This window comes from Demequina sp. NBRC 110053 (assembly GCF_002090095.1).
Lineage (GTDB): Bacteria > Actinomycetota > Actinomycetes > Actinomycetales > Demequinaceae > Demequina.
The window spans coordinates 1,672,174-1,695,599 of the sequence record NZ_BBRJ01000002.1; the positions used below are offsets into that span (position 1 = coordinate 1,672,174).

The window sequence follows — 23,426 nt, forward strand, 5'->3', positions numbered from 1 at the left end:
GATCGCGCGACAGCGGGGCGCGCGGCGGAGGCGTCAGGCCTGGGCCAGGACCTCGCAGCTCACAGGGCGCGAGGACTGCGGATCTGGTGTCAGGCGCGGCCGATGGGCAGGCGCAGGCCGAGCTTCGCGGCGTCAGTTGCGGCAAAAATCATGGTCGTGCACCTCCTCGATCTCTTCAGCACGTTCGGCGGGTGGCCGAAACGACTCGAACGTACGCCGTGCGCCACCATCGGGCAAGACCACTTTGCCGAACTGTGACAATCGCGGTCGCATGCACGAGCAACGCCGATGCGCCGGCCAGGTCAGGAGGAGAGGGCGTCCTCCACGGCGGTCACCCACTCGGGACGCAGCTGCGCGTACAGGTGGGGGAACAGCTCGGAGCCGCCAGAGGTGTTCTCGAACCTGACCTCGGCGCCGTCGGCCTCGATCAGCGCGGTGTCGAGCACCAGGACCGCCAGATCCGCCCGGTCGACATCGTCGTAGTGTCGCGCGAGAACGCCCGGGAGCTGATCGCGGGTCGCGCAGTGGACGAAGCCTTCGTCCGCGACAGTCATGCCGCGACCGGACACCTCGTACGGCCTACCGGCGAGCGCATCATCCCAGATCGATCGGAAGGCGACGTGAAGGATCTCGCTCACGACGCCTCCGCCTGTCGCGCGCGGTAGGCGGCCTGGGCTGCACGGTTGGTGCACGTCACGGAGCAGTACTTGCGCGAGCGGTTGCGCGACAGGTCGAGGACGATGCCGTCGCAGTCATCCATCTCGCAGCGCCCGAACCGCTGGAACTCGTCCGCGCGGATCACGTCGATCATCGCCATCGCCGTCTCGACCAGGATCCGCTCCGCGAGCGGACGGTGGTCGCTGGTCGCGTGGATATGCCAGTCGCGGCCGTCATGGCGGACCAGTCGGGGCAGCGCGCGCTCCTCCGCCAGGACCGCGTTGACGAGTGGCACGGCGCCATCTCGGCTCGACTTGAAGAGCTCGCGCAGGCGGGTGCGGATGGCTCGGACCGGTTCGAGGTCGCTGCCGGAGGGGCGCGAGCCGGAGTAGTGGAACTCGTCGAAGAACGTCACGAGCTCCTCCTGAGAGGTGAGCGTGTCCGGCTCGAGCTCGGAGTTGGCGAGAAAGGCAGCCGCCTCGAGCGCCTCGGCGGTGTCATGGGTGAAGACCATTTTGACACCTTACCAAGCGAGCGGTAGCGTCATGACCCATGGCCGTAATGACTCATGACATGTGGCGCTCGACGCGCACCGTGCGCATCCGCCGGACCGGCTCCAGCCGCGTCGCCTCCGGTCTGGTGTTCGCGATGGTGTCCGCCGCCTCCTTCGGCATGTCCGGGTCGCTCGCGCGCGGCCTCCTGGACGCCGGGTGGACCGCCGGCGCCGCGACGCTGGTGCGCGTCGCGATCGCGGCGCTCGTGCTCGTGGTGCCCGGTGCGCTCGCGCTGCGCGGCCGCTGGCACCTGCTGCGCCGCGGCTGGGCTGTGATCGTGGCCTACGGAGTCTTCGCCGTCGCGGGCGCGCAACTGTGCTACTTCATCGCCGTCGGATACCTCGACGTGTCGGTGGCGCTGCTCATCGAGTACACCGCGCCGGTGGCCGTGGTGCTGTGGATGTGGATGCGTCACGGGAACCGGCCCACGCGGCTCACGGTCGCGGGCGCGCTGATCGCCGCGGCGGGGCTGGTGCTGCTGCTCGACGTGCTCGGCGGTGGCGCGAGCGTCAACCTCGTGGGCGTCGCGTGGGCGCTCGCGGCCATGGTGGGCGCGTCCGTCTACTTCGTCATCGGTGGCGACGAGTCCAACGGTCTGCCAGGCATGACGCTCGCCGCAGGCGGCCTGCTGGTCGCTCTCGTCGTGCTGGCCGCCGCAGCGCTCGCGGGGGTGCTGCCCATCGCATGGAGCACCGACACCGTGCAGTTCGTGCCGTTCGCCGCGCCCTGGTGGGCTGTCGCCCTCGTGCTGGGCATCGTGACCGCCGCGACCGCCTACGTCACCGGAATCGCCGCGACCCGAAGGCTGGGCGCGCGTCTGGGCTCGTTCGTCGCGCTCACCGAGGTGATGATGGCGACGCTCTTCGCGTGGCTGCTGCTCGGCCAGGTGCCGGTCGCGATCCAGGTGGCGGGCGCTCTGCTCGTCGTCGCAGGCGTCGTGGTGGTCAAGCTGGGCGAGCGCCCGGCGGAGACCGTCATCGACTCGATCGAGCAGCCCCCCGCGACCACCGACTCGCCGGCGCCGATCCCCGTGTGAGCCAAGCGCGCCGCGTCGCCGACGCCGCGGCGCGTCCACCCGTGCGGCCGGGCCGATGCCACCCCCTCCTTGCGCATCGGCCCGCGCCGCATCGCCACCCAGCCGGCGCATCGGCCGTGGGTCGCAACCCTCTGGTGAGCGGCGCAATTCGGCAGCGCCGATGCGCGCTCACGCGTCGTCGGCACCCTTGCCTTCCAAGCGTCACGAGCGCAGGCACGACGAAGGGCCCGGCGCCGCGAGGCACCGGGCCCTTCGAGGTTCTGGGGACAGATCAGATCGAGGGATCGAGCCCCGTGGCATCCTGCGTGGGGTCGGTGGATGCACCGCCGCGGATCTCGCCGCGCCATCCCCCTTCCTCGGTGCCGCGCTCCTCGATGAACTTCTTGAAGCGCTCCAGGTCGCCGCGGACCAGGCCGTCGTCGATCTGCAGCGCGGCGCCCGCCTTCTCGGCGAAGCCGGAGGGATCCCAGTCGAGGGTGAGCGAGACGCGGGTGGTCTCGGGACCGACCGGCTCGAAGGCGACGGTGCCGCCCTGGTCGAGCTCGCCCACGCTGTGCCACGTGACGTGGTCGTCCGGCACCTGGTCGGTGATCTGCGCATCGAACTCGCGAGTGACGCCGCCGATGCTGGTCACCCAATGGGTGCGCGCGTCGTCGAGCTGAGTGACGGACTCGACGCCCGACATGAAGTGCGGGAAGGACTCGAGCTGAGTCCACTGGTTGTACGCCGTGCTGAGCGGGACATCGACGTCGATCGTGCTCTGTGCAGTGGTCATCATGTCCTCCTTGGTCGGTGGCGGTGCCCGGGAGCGGTATGCCCCCGTCGTCCGTGGCAACGCGACTGCGTGCGCTTGTCATCCCCGTGGACGCCCTCAGCCGGTCCGGTCCGCACGACTGAGAACTCTGATGGCGTGTACCAGGGCATTCCCCGCAGGCGTTCGCGCCGCGTGAACGCCCCTGCAGCGCAACCGGGCCGCATCTCGTACCCGGCCGACGCGGTGTCCTTGCTGATCGGCGCCTCGCCGCTCGGCGCGGTCGACGTGGGCGCGGGCCCACTACCGGGGACCGGCCGGGCAGGGAGTCCTTGACCCCGCGGGCGAGCGTATGAGGTTCGCCACGCCGGCAATGCAGGCTGTTCCCATCCCTGCGGGCGTCCCGTAGGGTGCTCTCTTGGCAGGCTCCGGCTCAAGCGGAGCAACGATGGCACATCACGGCTGAGGGGTCGATTTTGAGAACGTCCGTACTCGCGCGCGCCAAGAACTCGGTGACGAGTCGCGTCGCGTCAATGGTGGCAATGACGGTCCTGGTGACGACGGCGATGATCCCCGTCTCCGTGCTCGCCGCCACGCAGGCGGACGCGGTCCGCTCGACCGGCGGCTCGGCGACCTTCCCACACGTGGAGTGGGTGTCGTGGGGCGCGCCCGGAGCGTCGCTGATTCCGAACGCGAGCGGCACCATCACCCGAGTGGAATCCTTCACGGCCGGCGGACAGACCTTCGAGACCACGTGCGTGCTGTCGAACCTCGTGCGCTTGGGTGGCAGCAATCAGTCGGGCAAGCCGTCGAACGCGATCATCTCGGCGTGGCGAAGCGGCACCTGGCAGGGCGACGGCCTCGATGACCTCTACGCGCTTCCCTCCGGCGCGGCGCCGGGCATTCTGAACATTCACGATGGCAACACGGTCGAGTTCGATGTGGCGTGCCAGGTCGAACTGGTGGTGGGCCCGTCCACGCGCGTTCCCGTGCCCACGGCGGGACTCGTCATGGCCCAGGCGGAGTCCGCCGTCTCCGGAGCCACCTCCAGCGGCACCGTGCAGGAGTACATCGGCGCGACCATCCCAGCCGGTGGGACCTGGCGCGTGCTCGACCGCGTCCGCGGCGCGAGCTGCACCCAGCAGACCTATGCGCGCCACACCGTTGCGGGCGGGGGCACCCGCCTCGAGCTGCGCGGCGCCCTCGACGACTCATGCGAGGGCAGCAACGCCGCGGCGCGCCCCAACCCCACCGTCGTCGCGCTCGCGGACGGCGTGATGTCTGTCTCGGACGTCACCATCCGCGGTCGTGGATTCGAGGCGGTGGCGTTCGGCGTGGTGCTGCCGTTCGACTTTGGCGACGCACCCGCGGGCTACGGAGTGGCTGGAGCGCTCGCGCTCGCGAGGTTCTCCGGGGGCACCGTGCCCAACTACACGTCGGGCAACGGCACCTCCATGTTCGGGTCGTTCTCGCTCGCGCAACAGGTCCAGCCGAACATCGGCCTTGGAGCCTCGGTCTCCTACGAGTCCGCATCCGCCCACAACGCCTCGGCGACGGGCGATGGCAACGACAATGCGATGGCTTCCCCCGGCACGCTCAACGTGACTCCGGGCGGCACCTACACGCTTCCCAACGTCCAGTGTCGCGCGACCGCCAGCTCGCCTGCTCACGTCGCCGGCTGGATCGACTGGCACGGCGACGGCACGTTCGGCGCTGAGGATGCATCGGCCACCGTGACGTGCCCCACGGGTGGTGGCACCGTCAGCCTGGTGTTCGACGTGCCCACGTCAATGCCTGCGACGCCTACGGTCGCCAGCTTCGTCCGTCTGCGCACGGCGCCCACCGGCACGGCGCTCACACCCACCGGCGTCACCCTCGAGGGTGAGGTCGAGGACTACGCGGCAACGCTGCAGTACCCCGTCACGCCGGCGCTCGAGATCGACAAGACCCACACGGGCGGCGAGGTGGTCGCCGGGCAGACGCTGGCGTTCACCCTCGAGGTCACCAACACGGGCAACGTGCCGCTGGCCAATGTCGCGGTGAGCGACCCGACAGCGACCGTCTCGGGCTGCTCGTGGGCGACCCTCGCGGCCGGTGCGACGCAGAGCTGCTCCGCGACCTACGTGGTCGACTCGGACGACGTAGCGGCGGGCCTCGTCACCAACACCGCGACCGCGACCGCGCTGTACTCGGGCAGCCCCATCACGCCGGCCGAGGACACCGTCACGGTCTACGCAGACCTCGTGGCACAGGACGACACCGACACCACGACCGTGGCCGTCGCCATCACCAGAGACGCCGCGAACGGTGTGCTTGTCAACGACTCCGGAGCCGGGCTGGACGTCGTGGCCTTCACTCCGGTTGACGCGGGCGAAGGCTCGCTGACCATCAACGCGGACGGGTCATACACGTTCACCCCCGCACCGGGCTTCTCGGGTGTCGTCACGTCTGACTACACGGTCGAGAGCTCCAACGGCGACAGCACGACGGCGACGCTCACCATCACGGTGACGCCGACGGCTGCGGACGACGTGGAGTCGACGCCGGCGAACACGCCGGTGGACGTTGACGTGACCGACAACGATGCGGGCTCGGGTCTGGATGTGGTGTCGGTGACGCAGCCTGCGAACGGCACGGCAAGCATCAACCCGGACGGCACGGTCGAGTATGACCCCGCCACCGGCTTCTCCGGCACGGACACCTTCACCTACACCGTGGAGGACGACGAGGGTCAGCAGGTCACGGCGACGGTGACGGTCACCGTCACGCCGACGGCGGCGGACGACAGCGAGACAACGTCGGCGAACACGGCGGTGGACGTTGATGTGACGGCCAACGATGCGGGCACGGCCCTGGATGTGGTGTCGGTGACGCAGCCTGCGAACGGCACGGCGTCCATCAACGCGGACGGCACGGTCGAGTACGACCCCGCCACCGGCTTCTCCGGCACGGACACCTTCACCTATACCGTGGAGGACGACGAGGGTCAGCAGACCACCGCGACGGTGACGGTCACCGTGACGCCGACGGCGTCAAACGATGCTGAGTCGACGCCGGTCAACACCCCGGTGGACATCGACGTCACGGACAACGACGCTGGCACCGGTCTGGAGGTCGTGAGCGCCACCGATCCCAGCAACGGTGAGATCCTCGACAACGGTGACGGCACGTTCACCTACACCCCCGATACCGGTTTCTCTGGCGTCGACACCTTCACCTACACGGTGGAGGACGACGAGGGTCAGCAGGTCACCGCGACCGTGACCGTCAATGTCACGCCCACCGCAGGCAACGACGGTGCATCGACTCCCGTCAACACGCCCTTCGACATCGACGTGACGGCCAACGACATCGGGACCGCTCTCGACGTGGTGTCGGTGACCCAGCCTGCTAACGGCACCGCATCCATCAACCCTGATGGCACGGTCGAGTACGCGCCCGACACCGGCTTTACGGGCACCGACACCTTCACCTACACGGTCGAGGACGACGAGGGTCAGCAGGCCACCGCGACGGTCACCGTGACCGTGGGTCCGGAAGCGACGGACGATGCGGAGACGATCCCGGCGAACACGACGATCGCTGTCGATGTCACGGACAACGATGCCGGTACCGGGCTTGAGGTCGTGTCCATCACGCAGCCGGCCAATGGCGCGGCCGACATCAATCTTGACGGCACCGTGCAGTACACGCCGGACGCCGACTTCTCCGGCACGGACACCTTCACCTACACGGTCGAGGACGACGAGGGACAGCAGACCACCGCGACCGTGACGGTCACCGTCACGCCGACGGCGGCGGACGACGCGGAGTCGACGCCGGCGAACACGGCGGTGGACGTTGATGTGGCCGACAACGATGCGGGCTCGGGTCTGGATGTGGTGTCGGTGACGCAGCCTGCGAACGGCACGGCGTCCGTCACCCCCGATGGCACGGTCGAGTACGACCCCGCCACCGGCTTCTCCGGCACGGACACCTTCACCTACACGGTCGAGGATGACGAGGGTCAGCAGACCGCCGCGACGGTGACGGTCACGGTGACGCCGACGGCGTCGAACGATGCTGAGTCGACGCCGGTCAACACGCCGGTCGACATCGATGTCACGGACAACGACGCTGGCACCGGTCTGGAGGTCGTGAGCTTCACGGATCCCAGCAACGGTGAGATCCTCGACAACGGTGACGGCACGTTCACCTACACCCCTGACACCGGTTTCTCCGGCGTCGACACCTTCACCTACACGGTGGAGGACGACGAGGGTCAGCAGGTCACCGCGACCGTGACCGTCAGCGTGACGCCTACGGCTGCAGACGACGCGGAGACCATCCCGGCGAACACCACTGTCGCCGCCGAGGTCACGGACAACGACGCCGGCACTGGGCTCGAGATCGTGTCCATCACGCAGCCGTCTCACGGTGTCGCGGTGATCAACCTCGATGGCACGGTGCAGTACACCCCGGACGCAGACTTCTCGGGCACGGACACGCTCACGTACACGGTGGAGGATGACGAGGGTCAGCAGGTCGGCGCGACGGTGACGGTCACCGTCACGCCGACGGCGTCGAACGATGCTGAGTCGACGCCGGCGAACACCCCGGTGGACGTTGATGTGACCGACAACGATGCGGGTTCGGGTCTGGATGTGGTGGCGGTGACGCAGCCCGCGAACGGCACGGCGTCCATCAACCCCGATGGCACTGTCGAGTACGCGCCTGGCACCGACTTCTCGGGTACGGACACCTTCACCTACACGGTCGAGGATGACGAGGGTCAGCAGGTCACGGCGACGGTCACCGTCACGGTGGGTCCGAATGTGGTGAACGATGCCGAGACCATCCCGGCCAACACCACGGTCGCCGTTGACGTCACGGACAACGATGGGGGCACTGGGCTCGAGGTCGTGTCCATCACGCAGCCGTCGTACGGCGTGGCCGTCATCAATCTTGACGGCACCGTGCAGTACACGCCGGCCGCCGACTTCTCGGGCACGGACACGCTCACGTACACGGTGGAGGATGACGAGGGTCAGCAGGTCACCGCGACCGTGACGATGACGGTGACGCCGACGGCTGCGGACGACTCGGAGTCGACGCCCGCGAACACGGCGGTGGATGTCGACGTGACCGACAACGATGCGGGCTCGGGCCTGGATGTGGTGTCGGTGACGCAGCCTGCGAACGGCACGGCGTCCATCAACCCCGATGGCACCGTCGAGTACGCGCCTGGCACGGACTTCTCCGGCACGGACACGTTCACCTACACGGTCGAGGACGACGAGGGTCAGCAGACCACCGCGACCGTGACGGTCACGGTGACGCCGACTGCGGTGGACGACGCTGAGTCGGCGCCGGCGAACACGCCGGTGGACGTTGATGTGACGGCCAACGACGCGGGTTCGGGCCTGGATGTGGTGGCGGTGACGCAGCCTGCGAACGGCACGGCGTCCATCAAACCCGATGGCACCGTCGAGTACGACCCCGCCACCGGCTTCTCCGGCACGGACACCTTCACCTATACCGTGGAGGACGATGAGGGTCAGCAGGTCACGGCGACCGTGTCGGTCACGGTGACGCCGACGGCGTCGGACGACGCTGAGTCGACGCCGGCGAACACGCCGGTGGACGTCGATGTGACCGACAATGATGCGGGCTCGGGCCTGGATGTGGTGTCGGTGACGCAGCCTGCGAACGGCACGGCGAGCATCAACCCTGATGGCACGGTCGAGTACGCGCCCGCCACCGGCTTCTCGGGCACCGATACCTTCACTTACACGGTGGAGGACGATGAGGGTCAGCAGGTCGCCGCGACCGTGTCGGTCACGGTGACGCCGACGGCTGCGGACGATGCTGAGTCGACGCCGGTCAACACCCCGCTGGACATCGACGTCACGGACAACGACGCTGGCACCGGTCTGGAGGTCGTGAGCTCCACGAATCCCAGCAACGGTGAGATCCTCGACAACGGCGACGGCACGTTCACCTACACCCCCGACACCGGTTTCTCCGGTGTCGACACCTTCACCTACACGGTGGAGGACGACGAGGGTCAGCAGGTCACCGCGACGGTGACGATGACGGTGACGCCGACGGCGGCGGACGACGCTGAGTCGACGCCGGCAAATACGCCGGTGAACGTCGCTGTGAAGGACAACGATGCGGGCTCGGGCCTGGATGTGGTGGCGGTGACGCAGCCTGCGAACGGCACGGCGTCCATCAACCCGGACGGCACGGTCGAGTACGCGCCCGCGACGGGCTTCTCGGGCACCGACACGTTCACCTACACGGTCGAGGATGACGAGGGTCAGCAGGCCACCGCGACGGTCACGGTCTCCGTGACGCCGACGTCGGTCGATGACTCGGCGACCACCCCATCGGGCACCGCGGTGCTCGTCCAGGTCCGCGCGAACGATGCAGGTACGGCGCTGACCGTGACAACCGTGTCGGCACCCAGCCACGGCACGGCGTTCGTGACTCCTGGTGGCGACGTCGGCTACACGCCGTCCATGAGCTTCTCGGGCACGGACACCTTCACCTACACGGTGGTGGACGGCGAAGGCCAGGAGACGACAGCCACGGTGACGGTGACGGTGACGCCGCTTGCGACCAACAACGCGGTGAGCACGCCGGGCGGCACGCCCGTGCGGGTGGACGCCGAGAACGGCGTGCTGGGCAATGACGGCGGCACTGGCATTCGCGTGGTGGGGCACGAGCCCGTACCCGCAGACCAGGGCGCGCTGGTGCTGAACGAGGATGGATCGTACGTCTTCACCCCGGCGCCTGGGTTCTCGGGAGTGGTCTCGGTGGTCTACACCATCGAGGACGCCGACGGTAACCGTGCCAGCGCGGTTCTGTCGATCGAGATCGGCGCCGAGCTGCCGCTGGTGCTCGGCTCTGCGGCCGCGCAGTGCGCGGCTGCCACGCCCTACCTGACCTGGGACGTGGAGCTTCCGGAGGGCTTCCCCGACCAGGGTGCCAACCCGCTCATGGTCACGTTCGTCAATCCTGATGGCGACGACTACGTGCTGACGGACCTCCCGCTGGAGGGTCGTACGCTCTGGCCTGGCGCCTCCGACGAGGAACCCCTGCAGTGGCCCGGCTGGGAGCGGCTCGCGGACGGCACCTATGCCGAGACGGACGGAAACTACCGGTGGACGCGCGGCGCGATCGAGGTCCGCCTCGAGGTCAACCCCGAGGTCACGACGACCGTGTCCTACCCGACCGAGGCAAGCGACTGCGCGAACCCGCCGGAAGATGCTGATGGTGGCGATCTCGCCTCCACCGGCACCGAGGCAGCTCGCCTGGCTCTCTTCGCCGCGGCACTGGTGGGCGTGGGCGCGCTGCTCCTGTTCGGCGCACGTCGCCGCAGCGACGCGGTGCAGTAGCGTCTCGCGACCGCTGGCACGGGCGCGGCCTCGCAAGGGGGCCGATGCTCGTGCCAGCGGGCGCAGACGGTAGGCTTGGGCGTCGAGTCGCGTCTGGCTCGCACCCCCTCCCAAAGAATCGAGTCCCTGCCATGCCTGTGCGCTCCGACCTGCGCAACGTCGCGATCGTCGCCCACGTCGACCACGGCAAGACCACCCTCGTGGACGGCATGCTCGTCCAGGGCGGCGCCTATGGCGACCACGCCCACATCGAGGACCGCGCGATGGACTCTGGCGACCTCGAGCGCGAGAAGGGGATCACGATCCTCGCCAAGAACACGGCGATCCGCTACACGGGCGAGGCCGCCGGCCCCGACGGCGTCACCATCAACGTCATCGACACCCCCGGACACGCCGACTTCGGCGGCGAGGTCGAGCGCGGCCTGTCGATGGTCGACGGCGTCGTCCTGCTCGTGGACGCCTCTGAAGGCCCGCTGCCCCAGACCCGCTTCGTGCTGCGCAAGGCGCTTGCGGCCAAGCTGCCGGTCATCATCGTCGTCAACAAGGTCGACCGACCGGACAGCCGCATCTCCGCCGTGGTCGACGAGACCCACGACCTGCTGCTGGGCCTGGCCGCCGACCTCCATGACGAGGTCCCCGACCTGGACGTCGACGCTCTCCTCGAGGTGCCGGTCGTGTATGCGTCGGCCAAGGCCGGTCGCGCCTCGCTCGAGCAGCCAGCAGACGGCGCCCTGCCCGACAACGAGAACCTCGAGCCGCTGTTCCAGACCATCATGGAGCGCATCCCCGGCCCCGCCTTCGAGGAGGGCCACCCCCTCCAGGCGCACGTCACCAACCTCGACGCCAGCCCGTTCCTGGGCCGCCTCGCCCTGCTGCGCATCTTCAACGGCGAGCTGCGCAAGGGCCAGCAGGTGGCGTGGGCCCGCGCTGACGGCTCGATCCAGACCGTCAAGATCACCGAGCTGCTCGAGACCAGGGGCCTCGACCGCGTGCCCGCCGAGGTCGCCCGCCCAGGTGACATCGTCGCCGTGGCCGGCATCGAGGACATCACCATCGGCGAGACCCTCACCGACATCAACGACCCCCGGCCGCTGCCGCGCATCACGGTCGACGACCCCGCCATCTCGATGACCATCGGCATCAACACGTCGCCGCTCGCGGGTCGCGTCAAGGGCGCCAAGGTCACGGCACGGCAGGTCAAGGACCGCCTCGACAAGGAGCTCATCGGCAACGTGTCGCTGCGCGTGCTGCCGACCGACCGCCCCGACGCCTGGGAGGTCCAGGGCCGTGGTGAGCTCGCCCTCGCCATCCTCGTCGAGCAGATGCGCCGCGAGGGCTTCGAGCTCACCGTCGGCAAGCCCGTGGTCGTCACCAAGGAGATCGACGGCAAGAAGCACGAGCCCATGGAGCACATGACGATTGACGTGCCCGAGGAGCACCTGGGCGCCGTCACGCAGCTGATGGCCAGCCGCAAGGGCCGCATGGAGTCGATGTCGAACCACGGCACCGGCTGGGTGCGCATGGAGTTCATCGTCCCGGCGCGCGGCCTCATCGGCTTCCGCTCGACGTTCCTCACGGAGACCCGCGGCACCGGCATCGCCTCGTCGATCGCGCACGGCTACGCGCCGTGGGCCGGGCTGATCGAGTACCGCACCAACGGCTCGCTGTGCGCCGACCGCCAGGGAGCGGTCACGACCAACGCGCTGCTGACGCTCCAGGACCGTGGCACCTTCTTCGTGAAGCCCACGCAGGAGGTCTACGAGGGCATGGTCGTGGGCGAGAATTCGCGCGGTGAGGACATGGACGTCAACATCACCAAGGAGAAGAAGCTCAACAACATCCGGTCGGCGACCGGTGAGGAGCTCGAGCGCCTGACACCGCCGCGCGTCCTGACCCTCGAGGAGTCCCTCGAGTTCGCCCGCGAGGACGAGTGCGTCGAGGTGACGCCCGAGAACATCCGCATCCGCAAGGTGATCCTCGACGCGACCGAGCGTGGCCGCGCCGCAGCCCGCGCGAAGCGCCAGGACGCCTGAGCCGTCCCTGGCTCGCCGGACCCGTCCGGCTCTCGCCGGGCGGAACCTCGGCGTCACGGCCCGCAGGGTGTTGCGCGCCGGTGCGGTTCGAGCAGCCGTGGGTGCGCCTATCCTGGTACGCATGAAGGTCGCCCTCGCCTATGCCGTGCTCGCCGTGGGCGGACTCATCACCGCGAGCGTGGGTGCCGTGGCGCATCGTGGCTACGCGCCATGGGGTCTTGTCGCGAGCATCCTCATGGTGGGTCTGGCCGCCGTCTTCTCGCGGGCGTGGCTGGGCTTCACTGGCCTGACGTTGTTCGCGGGCGCGTGGCTGGTGGCGACCTTCGTGTGGTCGCTCAACGGCCCGGGAGGCTCCGTGCTCATCGTGCAGGACGCGCTGGGCATCGCATGGCTCGCGGGCGCGACGATGATGGTGGTGGCGTCGGCTCTGGTGCCGACTCGAATTCTGGTGGGGGACCATGGCACGCGGTAGGGATGCGGATCGGCGCGCGGCGGAGCGGGAGGTCGCTCGGCGCCGCAACTCGGCGGCGCACCGCTCGTTGCGCAGGCGAGCCGAGCGAGGCAAGGGCGCGCACACGGCGCCAGCGAGCGGCCCCGATGCGCCCGCGACTGACGATCGCGTGACACCCGAGCAGGCCGCCCGCAGTGAGGCTCCAGCCCCCATGGAGGAGCGAGTTCCCACCTCGGAGCTGCGCACACCTGCGTGGCTGACGGAAGCGCCGGCCGACGCCCTGGATCCGCAGGAGCCCGACGAGCAGGCTGCCGGCGAGGATCCGGATGACGTGCCCGAGTGGGCCAAGGAGGACGGCAGCCCCTACACGCCGACATACGACCCCGCGCCGCGCCCCGGGGATCCCGACTACGTGGACGACGACGATCCGGACGCCGCAGGGCCCGATCCCAACACGGTCGCCGACGAGGCCGCAGAGGCTGACGCGGACGGCGAGCCTGGCCGTGGAGCCGGCGATGCCGGTCCCTCGGTCCCCTCCGTCGCCGATGCCGAGGAGACCGCAGTTCTCGAACCCGTCGTTCTCGAGCCCGTGGGCCCGGACTCCGCCGAGGGGCCCGATGACGACGCACCGCTGGCGGACACCGCCGTGCTTCCGCCAGTCGGGGACGAGGCGGGCGATGCTGAGGCGGCCGATGCAGAGCCAGCTGAAGCGGAGGTCGACGAGCGGCCCGTCGTGGCTCGCTCGAGCGTTCTGGGCGGCGCCGCCGCTGGCGCGGCGTCGGCGTCCCAGCCGACCGCGGACGCGTCGTCCTCCGAGGTCGCTGGCGAAGCGCCACCCTCCGCTGAGGCGAATGCCGAGACCTCGACTGCCGCGCCGTGGGCCGACGCTGCCGCGCCCGCAGCCTCGCCCCCAGCTTCGCCCGACCGTTCCGAGCACGGTGCGGCAGCGTCGGACGCGACTGGCGCCCGCGAGACGGGCGACCACGCGGCCCGTCCCCGGCGCAAGGGCCGCTGGGCCATCGTGCCCCTTGCCATCGTGGCGCTCGGCGTGCTCTACGTGGGTGCGCAGGCGCTGCTGTCCGGCACCGTGCCGCGCGAGACAGAGTCGCTCGGAGTGTCGATCGGTGGGATGAGCGCCGCCGAGGCGACCGGCGCGCTGGGCGACCTCGGCGATGCCGTCGCGAGCGAGGACCTCGTGCTCGAGACCTCGGGGCTGTCCTACACCACCACCGCTGCTGCGGCCGGCCTCGCCGTGGACGCTGACGCGACCGTCGACCAGGTGACGGGCTTCACCCTCGCCCCCCAGCGTCTCTGGATGCATGTCAGCGGCGGCGGTCACATCGAGCCGGTGGTGACCGTCGATCAGGAGGCGCTCGACGCCACCGTCGCCGAGGCGGCGCAGGAGGTCGATGGACCCGGCGTGGATGCGAGCGTCTCGATCGAGGGCGAGAGCGTCGAGGTGATCCCTGGGCGTCCTGCAGTCGAGGTGGATCAGGCGGCCTCGGCTCAGCTCGTCGCTGCTGCATGGCCGGGTTTCCGCACCGTCGCGCTCGTCGCCGACGTGATGGAGCCGGACATCACCGATGCGGACGCCGAGTCGTTCGCGCAGACGATCGACCAGCAGTACCTGGCGGGACCCGTGACCCTGGTGGGGGACGACGTCGAGACCACGGTCGAGCCCGCCACGGTCGCCAGCCACGCCACCGTCGTGACCGGGCCGAACGGGCTGGAGCTGGAGATCGACGGCGCCGCGCTCGCCGCGCAGATGGTCGCCGACGACCCGGAGCTCGCGACGGAAGGCGAGAGCGCGTCTGTCACCTTCGACGACGACCACGAGATCGTCATCGACGAGGGCCGTCCCGGGATCACGATCGACGGGGACGCGCTCGCCGATGTCATCGTCGCCGCCGCATCGGCTCCCGACCGCTCCGGAGAGCTGCCCTACACGGCGGCGGAGGCCGAGGTCTCGCCCGAGGACCTGGGGATCCCGGACCTCAAGGAGGTGGTGGCGTCCTTCAACACCCCGCTCACGGCCGACCGCGTGCGAACGCAGAATCTGCGCACCGCGGCCGCGGACGTCCAGGGCACGGTGCTCCTGCCCGGCGATGAGTTCAATCTCTACGAGGTCCTGTCGCCCATCACCGCCGAGGAGGGGTACGGCGATGCGCCGGTGATCGTCGACGGCGTCCTGACAGCCGGGCTGGGCGGCGGGCTGTCGCAGATGGCCACCACGACGTACAACGCGGCCTACTTCGCCGGGTTCGAGCTGCTGCAGCACCGCCCGCACTCGGTGTGGTTCGCGCGCTACCCGGCGGGCCGCGAGTCGACCCTGTGGGGCTCGACGATCAACGTCAGGTTCGTCAACAACACTCCGTACGCCGCCGTCATCAACAGCTACACCGACGGCGGCTCGCTCCACGTCGACGTGTGGTCGACGCCGCACTTCGAGGTGGAGACCTCGGCGAGCCCCAAGACGAACGTGACGCAGCCCGGCACCAAGGAGGTCCGCTCGGCCAACTGCGAGGCGAAGGGGCCGGGCCAGCCCGGCTTCACGATCACCAACACGCGCGTCGTGACCCTCGACGGTGAGGAGGTCGATCGCAACGTCGACACCTGGACCTACCAGCCGGATGACGCGATCCGCTGTGTGAGCGAGGACGAGCAGGACGACGACAGCGACGATTCCTGACCGAGCGCGGGCAGTGCCAGTGGCGGGATGGCACGGCGCTACAATGGTGCGGTTCGCACCCTCGCCTGAAACGGAGATGAAGTGACCTACGTCATCGCCCTGCCTTGTGTCGACGTCAAGGACAAGGCCTGCATCGACGAGTGTCCGGTCGACTGCATCTACGAGGGCGAGCGCTCGCTGTACATCCACCCGGACGAGTGCGTCGACTGTGGCGCATGCGAGCCCGTGTGCCCCGTCGAGGCGATCTACTACGAGGACGACGTCCCGGACAAGTGGGCGGACTACTACAACGCGAACGTCGAGTTCTTCTCGGAGATCGGCTCACCGGGCGGCGCAGCCAAGATGGGCCTGATCGAGCACGACCACGACCTCATCAAGTCCCTGCCGCCCAACCCCAACGACTGATCGGCGCTCGTGGGACTCCAGCCGGGCGCCTTGCCCGACTTCCCGTGGGACTCGCTCGCGCCGTACCGCGCGCTCGCCGCTGAGCACCCCGGCGGGGTGGTCGACCTCTCGGTGGGAACGCCGGTCGACCCGACGCCCGCGCTGATCCAGGACGCATTGCGCGCGGCGGCGGACGCACCGGGCTACCCGACCACGCACGGCACGCCCGCGCTCCGCGAGGCCGTGGTCGGATGGTTCGAGCGCACGCGGTCGGTGACGGGCCTCGGGGCCGACGCGGTGCTGCCAACGGTGGGGTCCAAGGAGCTGGTGGCGTTCCTGCCTGCCCTGCTGGGGCTGGGGGAGCGCGACACCGTCGTCCACCCTGCCGTCGCCTATCCGACGTACGCCGTGGGTGCGACCCTCGCCGGCGCATCGGCTCTCGCCACCGACGACGTCGCGACGTGGGAGGGCCGCGAGGACGTGCGGCTCGTGTGGGTGAACTCGCCCTCCAACCCGACCGGCGGCGTCCTGAGCCGCGATCACCTGCGCACGGTGGTGCAGGCCGCCAGGCGCATCGGCGCCGTGGTGGCGTCCGACGAGTGCTACGCGGCCCTGTCATGGACCGACGACCCCGTGCCATCCATCCTCGACGCGGACGTGTGCGGCGGCTCGCACGACGGCCTGCTCGCCGTGTACTCGCTGTCCAAGCAGAGCTCGATCGCGGGCTACCGCGCCGCCTTCGTCGCGGGTGACGCCAGCCTCATCGCCGGACTGCTTGAGGCGCGCAAGCACGCCGGGATGATCGTTCCCGCGCCAGTCCAGGCGGCGATGACGGTCGCGCTGGGGGACGACGACCACGTCGCGGCGCAGCGCGAGACGTATCGTGCCCGGCGCGAGGCGCTGCTCGAAGCCGTCCACGACGCGGGGCTGTCGGTCTCCGGCTCAGAGGCCGGACTCTATCTCTGGGCGACGCGTGACGAGGACTGCTGGCAGACCATAGAGTGGCTCGCGGGCCGTGGCATCATCGCCGCGCCCGGGGCCTTCTACGGTGCCGCAGGTGCTCGCCATGTGCGGATCGCGCTCACAGCCACCGACGAGCGCGTCCAGGAGGCGTGCAGGCGGCTCTCCATAGACAGGTAAACTCGCTGCCAAGCGAACGCACAAGGGCGCCGCGGCGCACTGGGAGGACTCTAGGTATGACACGAGTGGTCGACGCCCGACTCACCGTCGATGGAACCTCGCGCGAACTGCCGCTCGAGCGCGCGACCGTGGGCAACGACGGGGTGTCGGTCTCGACCCTCCTCAAGGACACGGGACTCGTGACCGTGGACCCCGGCTTCATGAACACCGCCGCCTGCGAGAGCTCGATCACGTACATCGACGGCGACGCTGGCATCCTGCGCTACCGGGGCTACCCCATCGAGCAGCTCGCGGAGAGGTCGACCTTCCTCGAGGTCGCGTACCTGCTGATCCACGGAGAGCTGCCCAGCGAGGACCTGCTGACCGCGCTGAACAATCGCGTCGCCCGTCACATGCACGTGCACGAGGGCATCAAGACGTTCCTCGAGGCGTTCCCGCGCGACGCCCACCCCATGGCGGTGCTGTCGGGCGCTGTGAGCGCGCTGTCGACGTTCTACCCCGAGTCGGTGGGCCGCGGCGAGTACGAGACCGAGCTGGCTACCGTCCAGCTGCTCGCGAAGACGGCCACCGTCATCGCGTACCTCCAGCGGCGCGTCACCGGCGGCGACATCATCGAGCCGCGCAAGGACGGCAGCTACGTCGACGAGTTCATGCGCATCGCGTTCTCGGGTCCTGACGGCGAGCTCGACGTCGACCCGACCATCCGCCAGGCTCTCGACCTGCTGCTGATCCTCCACGCCGACCACGAGCAGAACTGCTCCACGTCGACAGTGCGCATCGTCGGCTCGTCGCAGGCCAACATCTACGCCTCCGTGTCCGCCGGCATCGGCGCGCTGTCAGGACCGCTGCACGGCGGCGCCAACGAGGCCGCGCTCGCGATGTTCGACGGCATCAAGGAGTCCGGCGACACGGTCGAGCAGTTCGTGGCGAAGGTGAAGGACAAGGCCGAGGGCGCCCGCCTGATGGGCTTCGGCCACCGCGTCTACAAGTCCTACGACCCGCGCGGCGCCGTCGTCAAGGACGTGGCGAACAAGGTGCTGAGCGAGCTGGGCGGCAACGACGAGACGTTCCAGATGGCGCAGGAGCTCGAGGAGATCGCGCTGTCCGACGAGTACTTCATCGAGCGCAAGCTCTACCCGAACGTCGACTTCTACACCGGCCTGCTCTACTCGGCCATGGGGTTCCCGCGGCAGATGTTCACGCCCCTGTTCGCGCTGGGCCGCATGCCGGGCTGGATCGCGCACTATCGCGAGATGCAGGCCGACCCGCGCACCAAGATCGGCCGTCCGCGCCAGATCTACACCGGCGAGGTCGAGCGCGACTATGCGCCCGTCGACGAGCGCTGAGCTGGCCGCGAGGATCACTCCGTCCGCAGCGTGACCGCGGGCGCCTCCGACGGTGACGGCTCCTCGCCGCGCGTCCACGCGGCGTCCTCGCGCACCGACGCGGTCACCCCTGATGCCTGGGCGACCGCGACGGCCCATCGCTGCATGGCATCGTCGAGCCTCGGGTCCCCTGCGATGATGGCCACCTCGGTCGACTCGGCGTCGACGTCGGTCACGGCCACCTCGTAGGTGCCGGCGCCGAAGTCGGCCGCGATGCGCTCGCTGAATGCCCGCGCGGTGGTGATCGACGCATCGCCCAGGTCGCACGCGACGTCGCCGCCGTACCCTGTGAGGGCCGAGGCCCAGAGCCGGCCCTCCTCCTCGTGGTCGGCGTACGCATCGGGGAATGCCGAGCGCTGGACGGCCTGCGCGGCCACGGTCACGTCGAGCTCCTGCCAGCCGTCGACCTCGACGAGGCCTGCGTAGAACCTGGCGGTGGAGTAGTACGGGTCCATGATCTCCTCGACCGATCCCCAGCCCTGCGACGGACGCTGCTGGAAGAGGCCGACGGAATCACGATCGCCGTAGTCGATGTTGCGCAGCGACGACTCCTGGATGGCGGTGGCGACGGCGATGGTGGCGGCGCGAGCCGGGAGCCCGTCGCGGATCGATCCGGCCACGATGATCGCGATGTTGTTCGCCTGCTCGGCGGACTTCGAGTCCGACCGGTCGCCGAGGGTCACGGTGCATCGGCCCGACGGCAGCACCTCGTCGCCGAACCGGCCCCAGAGACCCGGTCCCCAGATCACCGCGGCCGTCCCCACCCCAGCGATGAGCAGCAGGGCCATGAGGCCGCGGCCCCGCTGCCCCCGCGCCACGTCAGTTGGCGTGCAGCGCGGCGTTGAGCTCGACGCCGTGACCCTGGCGGGCGACCACCTCGATGGCCCCCGAGACCGAGTTGCGGCGGAACAGCAGCCCGTCACGGCCCGCGAGCTCGACGGCCTTGACCACGACGGGCTTGCCGTCGTCGTCGCTCTGCCCCACAAGCAGCACCTTCGACCCGGCCGTCACGTAGAGGCCGGCCTCGACGACGCAGTCGTCGCCGAGCGGGATGCCCAGCCCCGAGTTGGCGCCCAGCAGCGAGCGCTCGCCGATCGAGATGACCTGCGTGCCGCCGCCCGACAGCGTGCCCATGATCGAGGCTCCGCCGCCCACGTCCGAGCCGTCCCCCACGACCACGCCGGCGGAGATGCGACCCTCGACCATCGAGTGGCCCAGCGTGCCGGCGTTGAAGTTCACGAAGCCCTCGTGCATGACGGTCGTGCCCTCGGCCAGGTGGGCGCCCAGGCGCACGCGGTCAGCGTCGGCGACCCTCACTCCCGACGGCACCACGTAGTCGACCATGCGCGGGAACTTGTCGACGCCGTAGACCGTCAGGTGCTGACCTGCGGCGCGGAACCGCAGACGGGTGGACTCGAAGCCGTCGATCGCGCATGGCCCTGCGGACGTCCAGACCACGTTCGTGAGCGAGCCGAAGAGCCCGTCGAGGTTCAGCCCGTGCGGTTGCACCAGTCGATGCGACAGCAGGTGCAGCCGCAGGTACGCATCCTCGACCGAGGCCGGCGCGGCATCCAGGTCGATCTCGACGCGGACCGTCCTGATCTCGACGCGCCGCAGGTCGTCCGTGCGCTCGGCGGCGGCGAGCGCCTCGGGCACCGCGGAGCCCGCTGGCGCCTCGCCGAGCCCGGGCGCGGGGTACCACGTGTCGAGCACCGTGCCCTCACGGTCGATCGTGGCCAGTCCGAATCCGTGTGCGGGTCGCGTCATGGGCACCAGGGTAGTAGGCCGAGGCCGGAGGGCCGATGCGATGGCCGGCTTCACGCACCGGCGTCTCGCGGCGCGCGTGCACGGCGGCAGTCGCTGAGTGCCGCGTGCGTGCCGGATCCCGGCACTCAGTGACTGCCAGGGCGCGCGGAGCATGCCGGTAGCCTGGCCGCATGCCCGACCTTGACCTGACCGCTTCCGTCGAGCAGCTCGCGGCGCAGCTGATCGACATCCCCTCGGTGAGCGGCGGGGAGCACGCGATCGCCGACGCGGTGGAGGCGGCGCTCGCGGCGCAGGCGCCGCACCTGAGCATCACCCGCGACGGCGACGCGCTGATCGCCCGCACCGCGACCGGCGCCGCCGAGCGCGTGCTCGTCGCCGGCCACCTCGACACCGTCCCGATCAAGGGCAACGTGCCCAGCCGATGGGACGACGACGGCGCGACCCTCGTGGGCAGGGGCAGCGTGGACATGAAGGCCGGCGTCGCAGTGATGCTGTCGCTCGCCGCCCAGCTCGACGCACCCTCCCGCGACATCACGTGGGTCCTCTACGACCACGAGGAGGTCGAGGAGGCCAAGAACGGCCTCGGCCGACTGAGCCGCCAGCACCCCGAGCTGCTGACCGCCGACTTCGCGGTGCTGTGCGAGCCTACGAGCGCCGCGATCGAGGGAGGCTGCAACGGCACCCTGCGGGTGGACGTCACGGTCGCCGGCCGCGCCGCCCACTCGGCACGGTCGTGGAAGGGGAGCAACGCGATCCACGGCATCGGCCCGCTGCTGTCGGCCCTCAGCTCGTACGAGCCGGCCACCGTCACGGTGGACGGCCTCGACTACCGCGAGGGCCTCAACGCGGTCGGCGTGCGCGGCGGCATTGCCGGCAACGTCATCCCGGACGCCGCGACCGTGACCATCAACTACCGGTTCGCGCCCGACAAGTCCGTCGAGCGGGCCCAGGCGCACGTCGAGCAGGTCATCGCGGGCGCAGGGCTGGGCGAGCACACCGTCGAGTGGACCGACCTGGCCGCCGCGTGCCGACCAGGGCTCGATGCCCCGCTCGCGCAGTCCTTCGCCGCGGCAGTGACGGCCGCAGGAGGCGGCACGCCCCGCGCCAAGGAGGGATGGACCGACGTCGCCCGCCTGGGGGCGCTGGGCATTCCCGCCGTCAACTACGGCCCAGGGGACCCCGAGCTGGCGCACGCCGACGACGAACGCTGCCCCATCGACCAGATCCACGCATGCCGTGCCGGCCTGGAGGCATGGCTGACCGCCTGACCCGGCCCGCGCGTCGGCGCCGCATGTCTCACCGAGCAACCGACCCCGACCTGAGGAGACACCCGTGACGGACTATCGCAAGGGACCTGTGCTGCTGCGCGGCCGCAACGTTCCGCAGACGTCGACCTCCGGACGTCTGCTGGGCGGCCAGGACGAGCCCGACTGGCTGCACGAGGATCCGTGGCGGGTGCTGCGGATCCAGAGCGAGTTCGTGGAGGGGTTCGGGGCGCTCGCCGAGCTGGGGCCGGCGATCTCGGTCTTCGGCTCCGCGCGATCCAAGCCCGGCGCCGACGACTACGAGCAGGGCATCGTCGCGGGACGCCGCCTGGTCGAGGAGGGCTTCGCCGTCATCACGGGCGGCGGCCCCGGCGTCATGGAGGCCGCCAACAAGGGCGCGCAGGACGCCGGCGGGGTCTCGGTGGGTCTCGGCATCGAGCTGCCGTTCGAGCAGGGCGTCAACGAGTACGTCAATCTGGGCATCAACTTCCGGTACTTCTTCGTGCGCAAGACGATGTTCGTGAAGTACGCGCAGGGCTTCATCGTGCTGCCTGGGGGCTTTGGGACGTTCGACGAACTGTTCGAGTCGCTCACGCTCGTGCAGACCCGCACCATCACGCGCTTCCCGATCGTGCTCGTCGGCCACGCGTACTGGGATGGGCTCGTCGACTGGCTTCGCAGCGTCGTCGCCGTCGACGGCAAGATCGCCGAGACCGATCTCGACCTGTTCCACGTGACGGACGACATCGAGGAGGCCGTGAGCATCGTCTCCGAGTACGCGCGCGGCGAGGGCACCGGTCCGGTCGAGCCACCCGAGGGGCCAGCCGACTCCGCCATGTAGGCGCCTTGCCGCCCATTCACCGCGCGCCGATGCGCCCGCAGCCGACGCTCGGAGGCTCGGCTGGGAGGCGTCGCGTGTTTGGGAGAGGGTCGCGGCTCGGCGTAGAATGGTGCCGGCCCCGCGGAATCCGCGGTGGGCCCGCGATACTCGGAGGAGAACCACATATGGCTGCGATGAAGCCCCGCACCGGCGACGGCCCCATGGAGGTCGTGAAGGAGGGTCGTGGCTATGTGATGCGCGTGCCGCTCGAGGGCGGCGGCCGACTGGTCGTGGAGATCAATGCCGACGAGGTCGCCGAGCTGCGCGACGCGCTCGCGGGAGCTCTGCAGTAGCGCTCTACGCGTCGATGAGATAGCTCGTCACGGAGGTCACCGACGCCGTGGGCGCCGCCGCATCGGCCCTCGCGAGAGCGATCGCGAGGTCGCCGCTCATGCGCCCACGGTACGTCAGGCGGTCTTGACCGCCACCAGCAGCCCGTCGCCGCTTGTCAGCAGCATGGGCTGCAGCACGTCGGACTCGCGCACGGCCTTGAGCGTCATGCGCACTGCGGTGGTGCTCTCGTCCCGCTGAGCGGGATCCGGCACGCGCGAGTGCCACAGCGCGTTGTCGATGATCACGATCCCACCGGCGCGCAACAGCCGCAGCGCCTGCTCGAGGTACTGGGGGTACTCCGCCTTGCGGGCGTCGATGAGCACCAGGTCGTAGCCGTGGTCGGTCAGACGGGGCAGGACCTCGAGCGCCCGCCCGGTGATCATGCGCGCCCGCTCCGGCGCGAAGCCTGCCGAAGCGAGAGTCCTGCGCGCGGCCTTGTGGTGCTCGGGCTCCACGTCGATGGTGGTCACCACGCCTGAGGCTCCCATGCCGCGCAGGAGGTACGTCGTCGAGACGCCCGCGCCGGTGCCGATCTCCACCGCGGAGCGGACTCCAGCCGTGCGCGCCACGAACTCGATCACGCGGGCCGCGCCCGGCAGGACCGGCACGCAGCCGAGCTGGTCCGCGACGTCACGCGCCGCCAGGATCACGTCGTCCTCGGGGACGAAGTCCTCGCAGTACGCCCAGTTGGCGGCATCGGTGCTCATGGAGTCCTCCTT

The 23,426-nt window shown here is 69.9% G+C and carries 17 protein-coding genes; 11 read left to right on the top strand and 6 right to left on the bottom strand.

Annotation, left to right across the window (positions count from 1 at the left end):
• Nucleotides 1-302 precede the first annotated feature (302 nt).
• Together B7K22_RS07890 and B7K22_RS07895 are read right to left on the bottom strand one after the other, a co-directional pair.
• On the bottom strand, nt 303-638 hold the full coding sequence (locus B7K22_RS07890) for a DUF952 domain-containing protein (protein ID WP_159448813.1): 336 nt from the start codon (nt 636-638) through the stop codon (nt 303-305).
• Nucleotides 635-1,171: a CGNR zinc finger domain-containing protein gene (locus B7K22_RS07895; RefSeq protein ID WP_084039385.1), complete on the bottom strand. Its 537-nt coding sequence runs from the start codon at nt 1,169-1,171 to the stop codon at nt 635-637. Before B7K22_RS07895 ends, B7K22_RS07890 begins: the two co-directional genes overlap by 4 nt.
• A gap of 38 nt (nt 1,172-1,209) precedes the next feature.
• Here B7K22_RS07895 and B7K22_RS07900 point away from each other — a divergent pair, with 38 nt between their 5' ends.
• Nucleotides 1,210-2,247 carry a DMT family transporter gene (locus B7K22_RS07900; protein ID WP_084039386.1) on the top strand — a complete coding sequence of 346 codons (1,038 nt, stop codon included), beginning with the start codon at nt 1,210-1,212 and terminating at the stop codon, nt 2,245-2,247.
• A 271-nt stretch (nt 2,248-2,518) separates the two neighbouring features.
• Here the strand turns inward: B7K22_RS07900 and B7K22_RS07905 are convergent, their stop codons facing one another.
• Nucleotides 2,519-3,022 carry an SRPBCC family protein gene (locus B7K22_RS07905; RefSeq protein ID WP_084039885.1) on the bottom strand — a complete coding sequence of 168 codons (504 nt, stop codon included), beginning with the start codon at nt 3,020-3,022 and terminating at the stop codon, nt 2,519-2,521.
• Nucleotides 3,023-3,540: 518 nt separating this feature from the next.
• Between B7K22_RS07905 and B7K22_RS07910 the strand changes: the two genes are divergently transcribed.
• The 7 genes from B7K22_RS07910 (at nt 3,541) to B7K22_RS07940 (ending at nt 18,423) form a co-directional block, all read left to right on the top strand.
• Complete coding sequence (locus B7K22_RS07910) at nt 3,541-10,380, top strand: CshA/CshB family fibrillar adhesin-related protein (RefSeq protein ID WP_144276300.1); 6,840 nt, start codon at nt 3,541-3,543, stop codon at nt 10,378-10,380.
• A gap of 131 nt (nt 10,381-10,511) precedes the next feature.
• The gene (gene typA / locus B7K22_RS07915) at nt 10,512-12,413 is read left to right on the top strand and encodes a translational GTPase TypA (RefSeq protein ID WP_084039388.1); all 1,902 of its coding nucleotides are present in this window, start codon (nt 10,512-10,514) and stop codon (nt 12,411-12,413) included.
• 121 nt (nt 12,414-12,534) lie between these two features.
• The gene (locus tag B7K22_RS07920; protein ID WP_084039389.1) at nt 12,535-12,885 is read left to right on the top strand and encodes a hypothetical protein; all 351 of its coding nucleotides are present in this window, start codon (nt 12,535-12,537) and stop codon (nt 12,883-12,885) included.
• A 190-nt stretch (nt 12,886-13,075) separates the two neighbouring features.
• The gene (locus B7K22_RS07925) at nt 13,076-15,553 is read left to right on the top strand and encodes a VanW family protein (protein WP_144276301.1); all 2,478 of its coding nucleotides are present in this window, start codon (nt 13,076-13,078) and stop codon (nt 15,551-15,553) included.
• A gap of 81 nt (nt 15,554-15,634) precedes the next feature.
• Nucleotides 15,635-15,958 (top strand): ferredoxin, encoded by a 324-nt coding sequence (fdxA, locus tag B7K22_RS07930; protein WP_084039391.1) that lies wholly within the window; start codon nt 15,635-15,637, stop codon nt 15,956-15,958.
• A gap of 30 nt (nt 15,959-15,988) precedes the next feature.
• Nucleotides 15,989-17,077 carry a succinyldiaminopimelate transaminase gene (gene dapC, locus B7K22_RS07935; protein ID WP_234983353.1) on the top strand — a complete coding sequence of 363 codons (1,089 nt, stop codon included), beginning with the start codon at nt 15,989-15,991 and terminating at the stop codon, nt 17,075-17,077.
• Between the two features lie 56 nt (nt 17,078-17,133).
• Entirely contained in the window at nt 17,134-18,423 is a 1,290-nt protein-coding gene (locus tag B7K22_RS07940) for a citrate synthase (RefSeq protein WP_084039393.1), read from the top strand.
• A gap of 14 nt (nt 18,424-18,437) precedes the next feature.
• Here B7K22_RS07940 and B7K22_RS12230 read toward each other — a convergent pair whose 3' ends face one another.
• Together B7K22_RS12230 and dapD are read right to left on the bottom strand one after the other, a co-directional pair.
• Nucleotides 18,438-19,250 (bottom strand): hypothetical protein, encoded by an 813-nt coding sequence (locus B7K22_RS12230; protein WP_084039886.1) that lies wholly within the window; start codon nt 19,248-19,250, stop codon nt 18,438-18,440.
• A gap of 31 nt (nt 19,251-19,281) precedes the next feature.
• Nucleotides 19,282-20,229 carry a 2,3,4,5-tetrahydropyridine-2,6-dicarboxylate N-succinyltransferase gene (gene dapD / locus B7K22_RS07950; protein WP_084039394.1) on the bottom strand — a complete coding sequence of 316 codons (948 nt, stop codon included), beginning with the start codon at nt 20,227-20,229 and terminating at the stop codon, nt 19,282-19,284.
• 170 nt (nt 20,230-20,399) lie between these two features.
• On the opposite strand from dapD, the gene dapE reads away from it, so the two are divergent.
• The 3 genes from dapE (at nt 20,400) to B7K22_RS07965 (ending at nt 22,667) form a co-directional block, all read left to right on the top strand.
• Nucleotides 20,400-21,497, top strand: a complete 1,098-nt coding sequence (dapE, locus tag B7K22_RS07955) for a succinyl-diaminopimelate desuccinylase (RefSeq protein WP_084039395.1) — start codon at nt 20,400-20,402, stop codon at nt 21,495-21,497.
• A 64-nt stretch (nt 21,498-21,561) separates the two neighbouring features.
• Entirely contained in the window at nt 21,562-22,335 is a 774-nt protein-coding gene (locus B7K22_RS07960) for a TIGR00730 family Rossman fold protein (RefSeq protein WP_084039396.1), read from the top strand.
• A 164-nt stretch (nt 22,336-22,499) separates the two neighbouring features.
• Nucleotides 22,500-22,667, top strand: coding sequence for a DUF3117 domain-containing protein (locus B7K22_RS07965; RefSeq protein ID WP_083966629.1), 168 nt, complete (start codon nt 22,500-22,502; stop codon nt 22,665-22,667).
• Nucleotides 22,668-22,781: 114 nt separating this feature from the next.
• On the opposite strand, the gene B7K22_RS07970 is transcribed toward B7K22_RS07965, so the two are convergent.
• Nucleotides 22,782-23,414 carry an O-methyltransferase gene (locus tag B7K22_RS07970; RefSeq protein ID WP_084039397.1) on the bottom strand — a complete coding sequence of 211 codons (633 nt, stop codon included), beginning with the start codon at nt 23,412-23,414 and terminating at the stop codon, nt 22,782-22,784.
• Nucleotides 23,415-23,426: the final 12 nt, after the last annotated feature.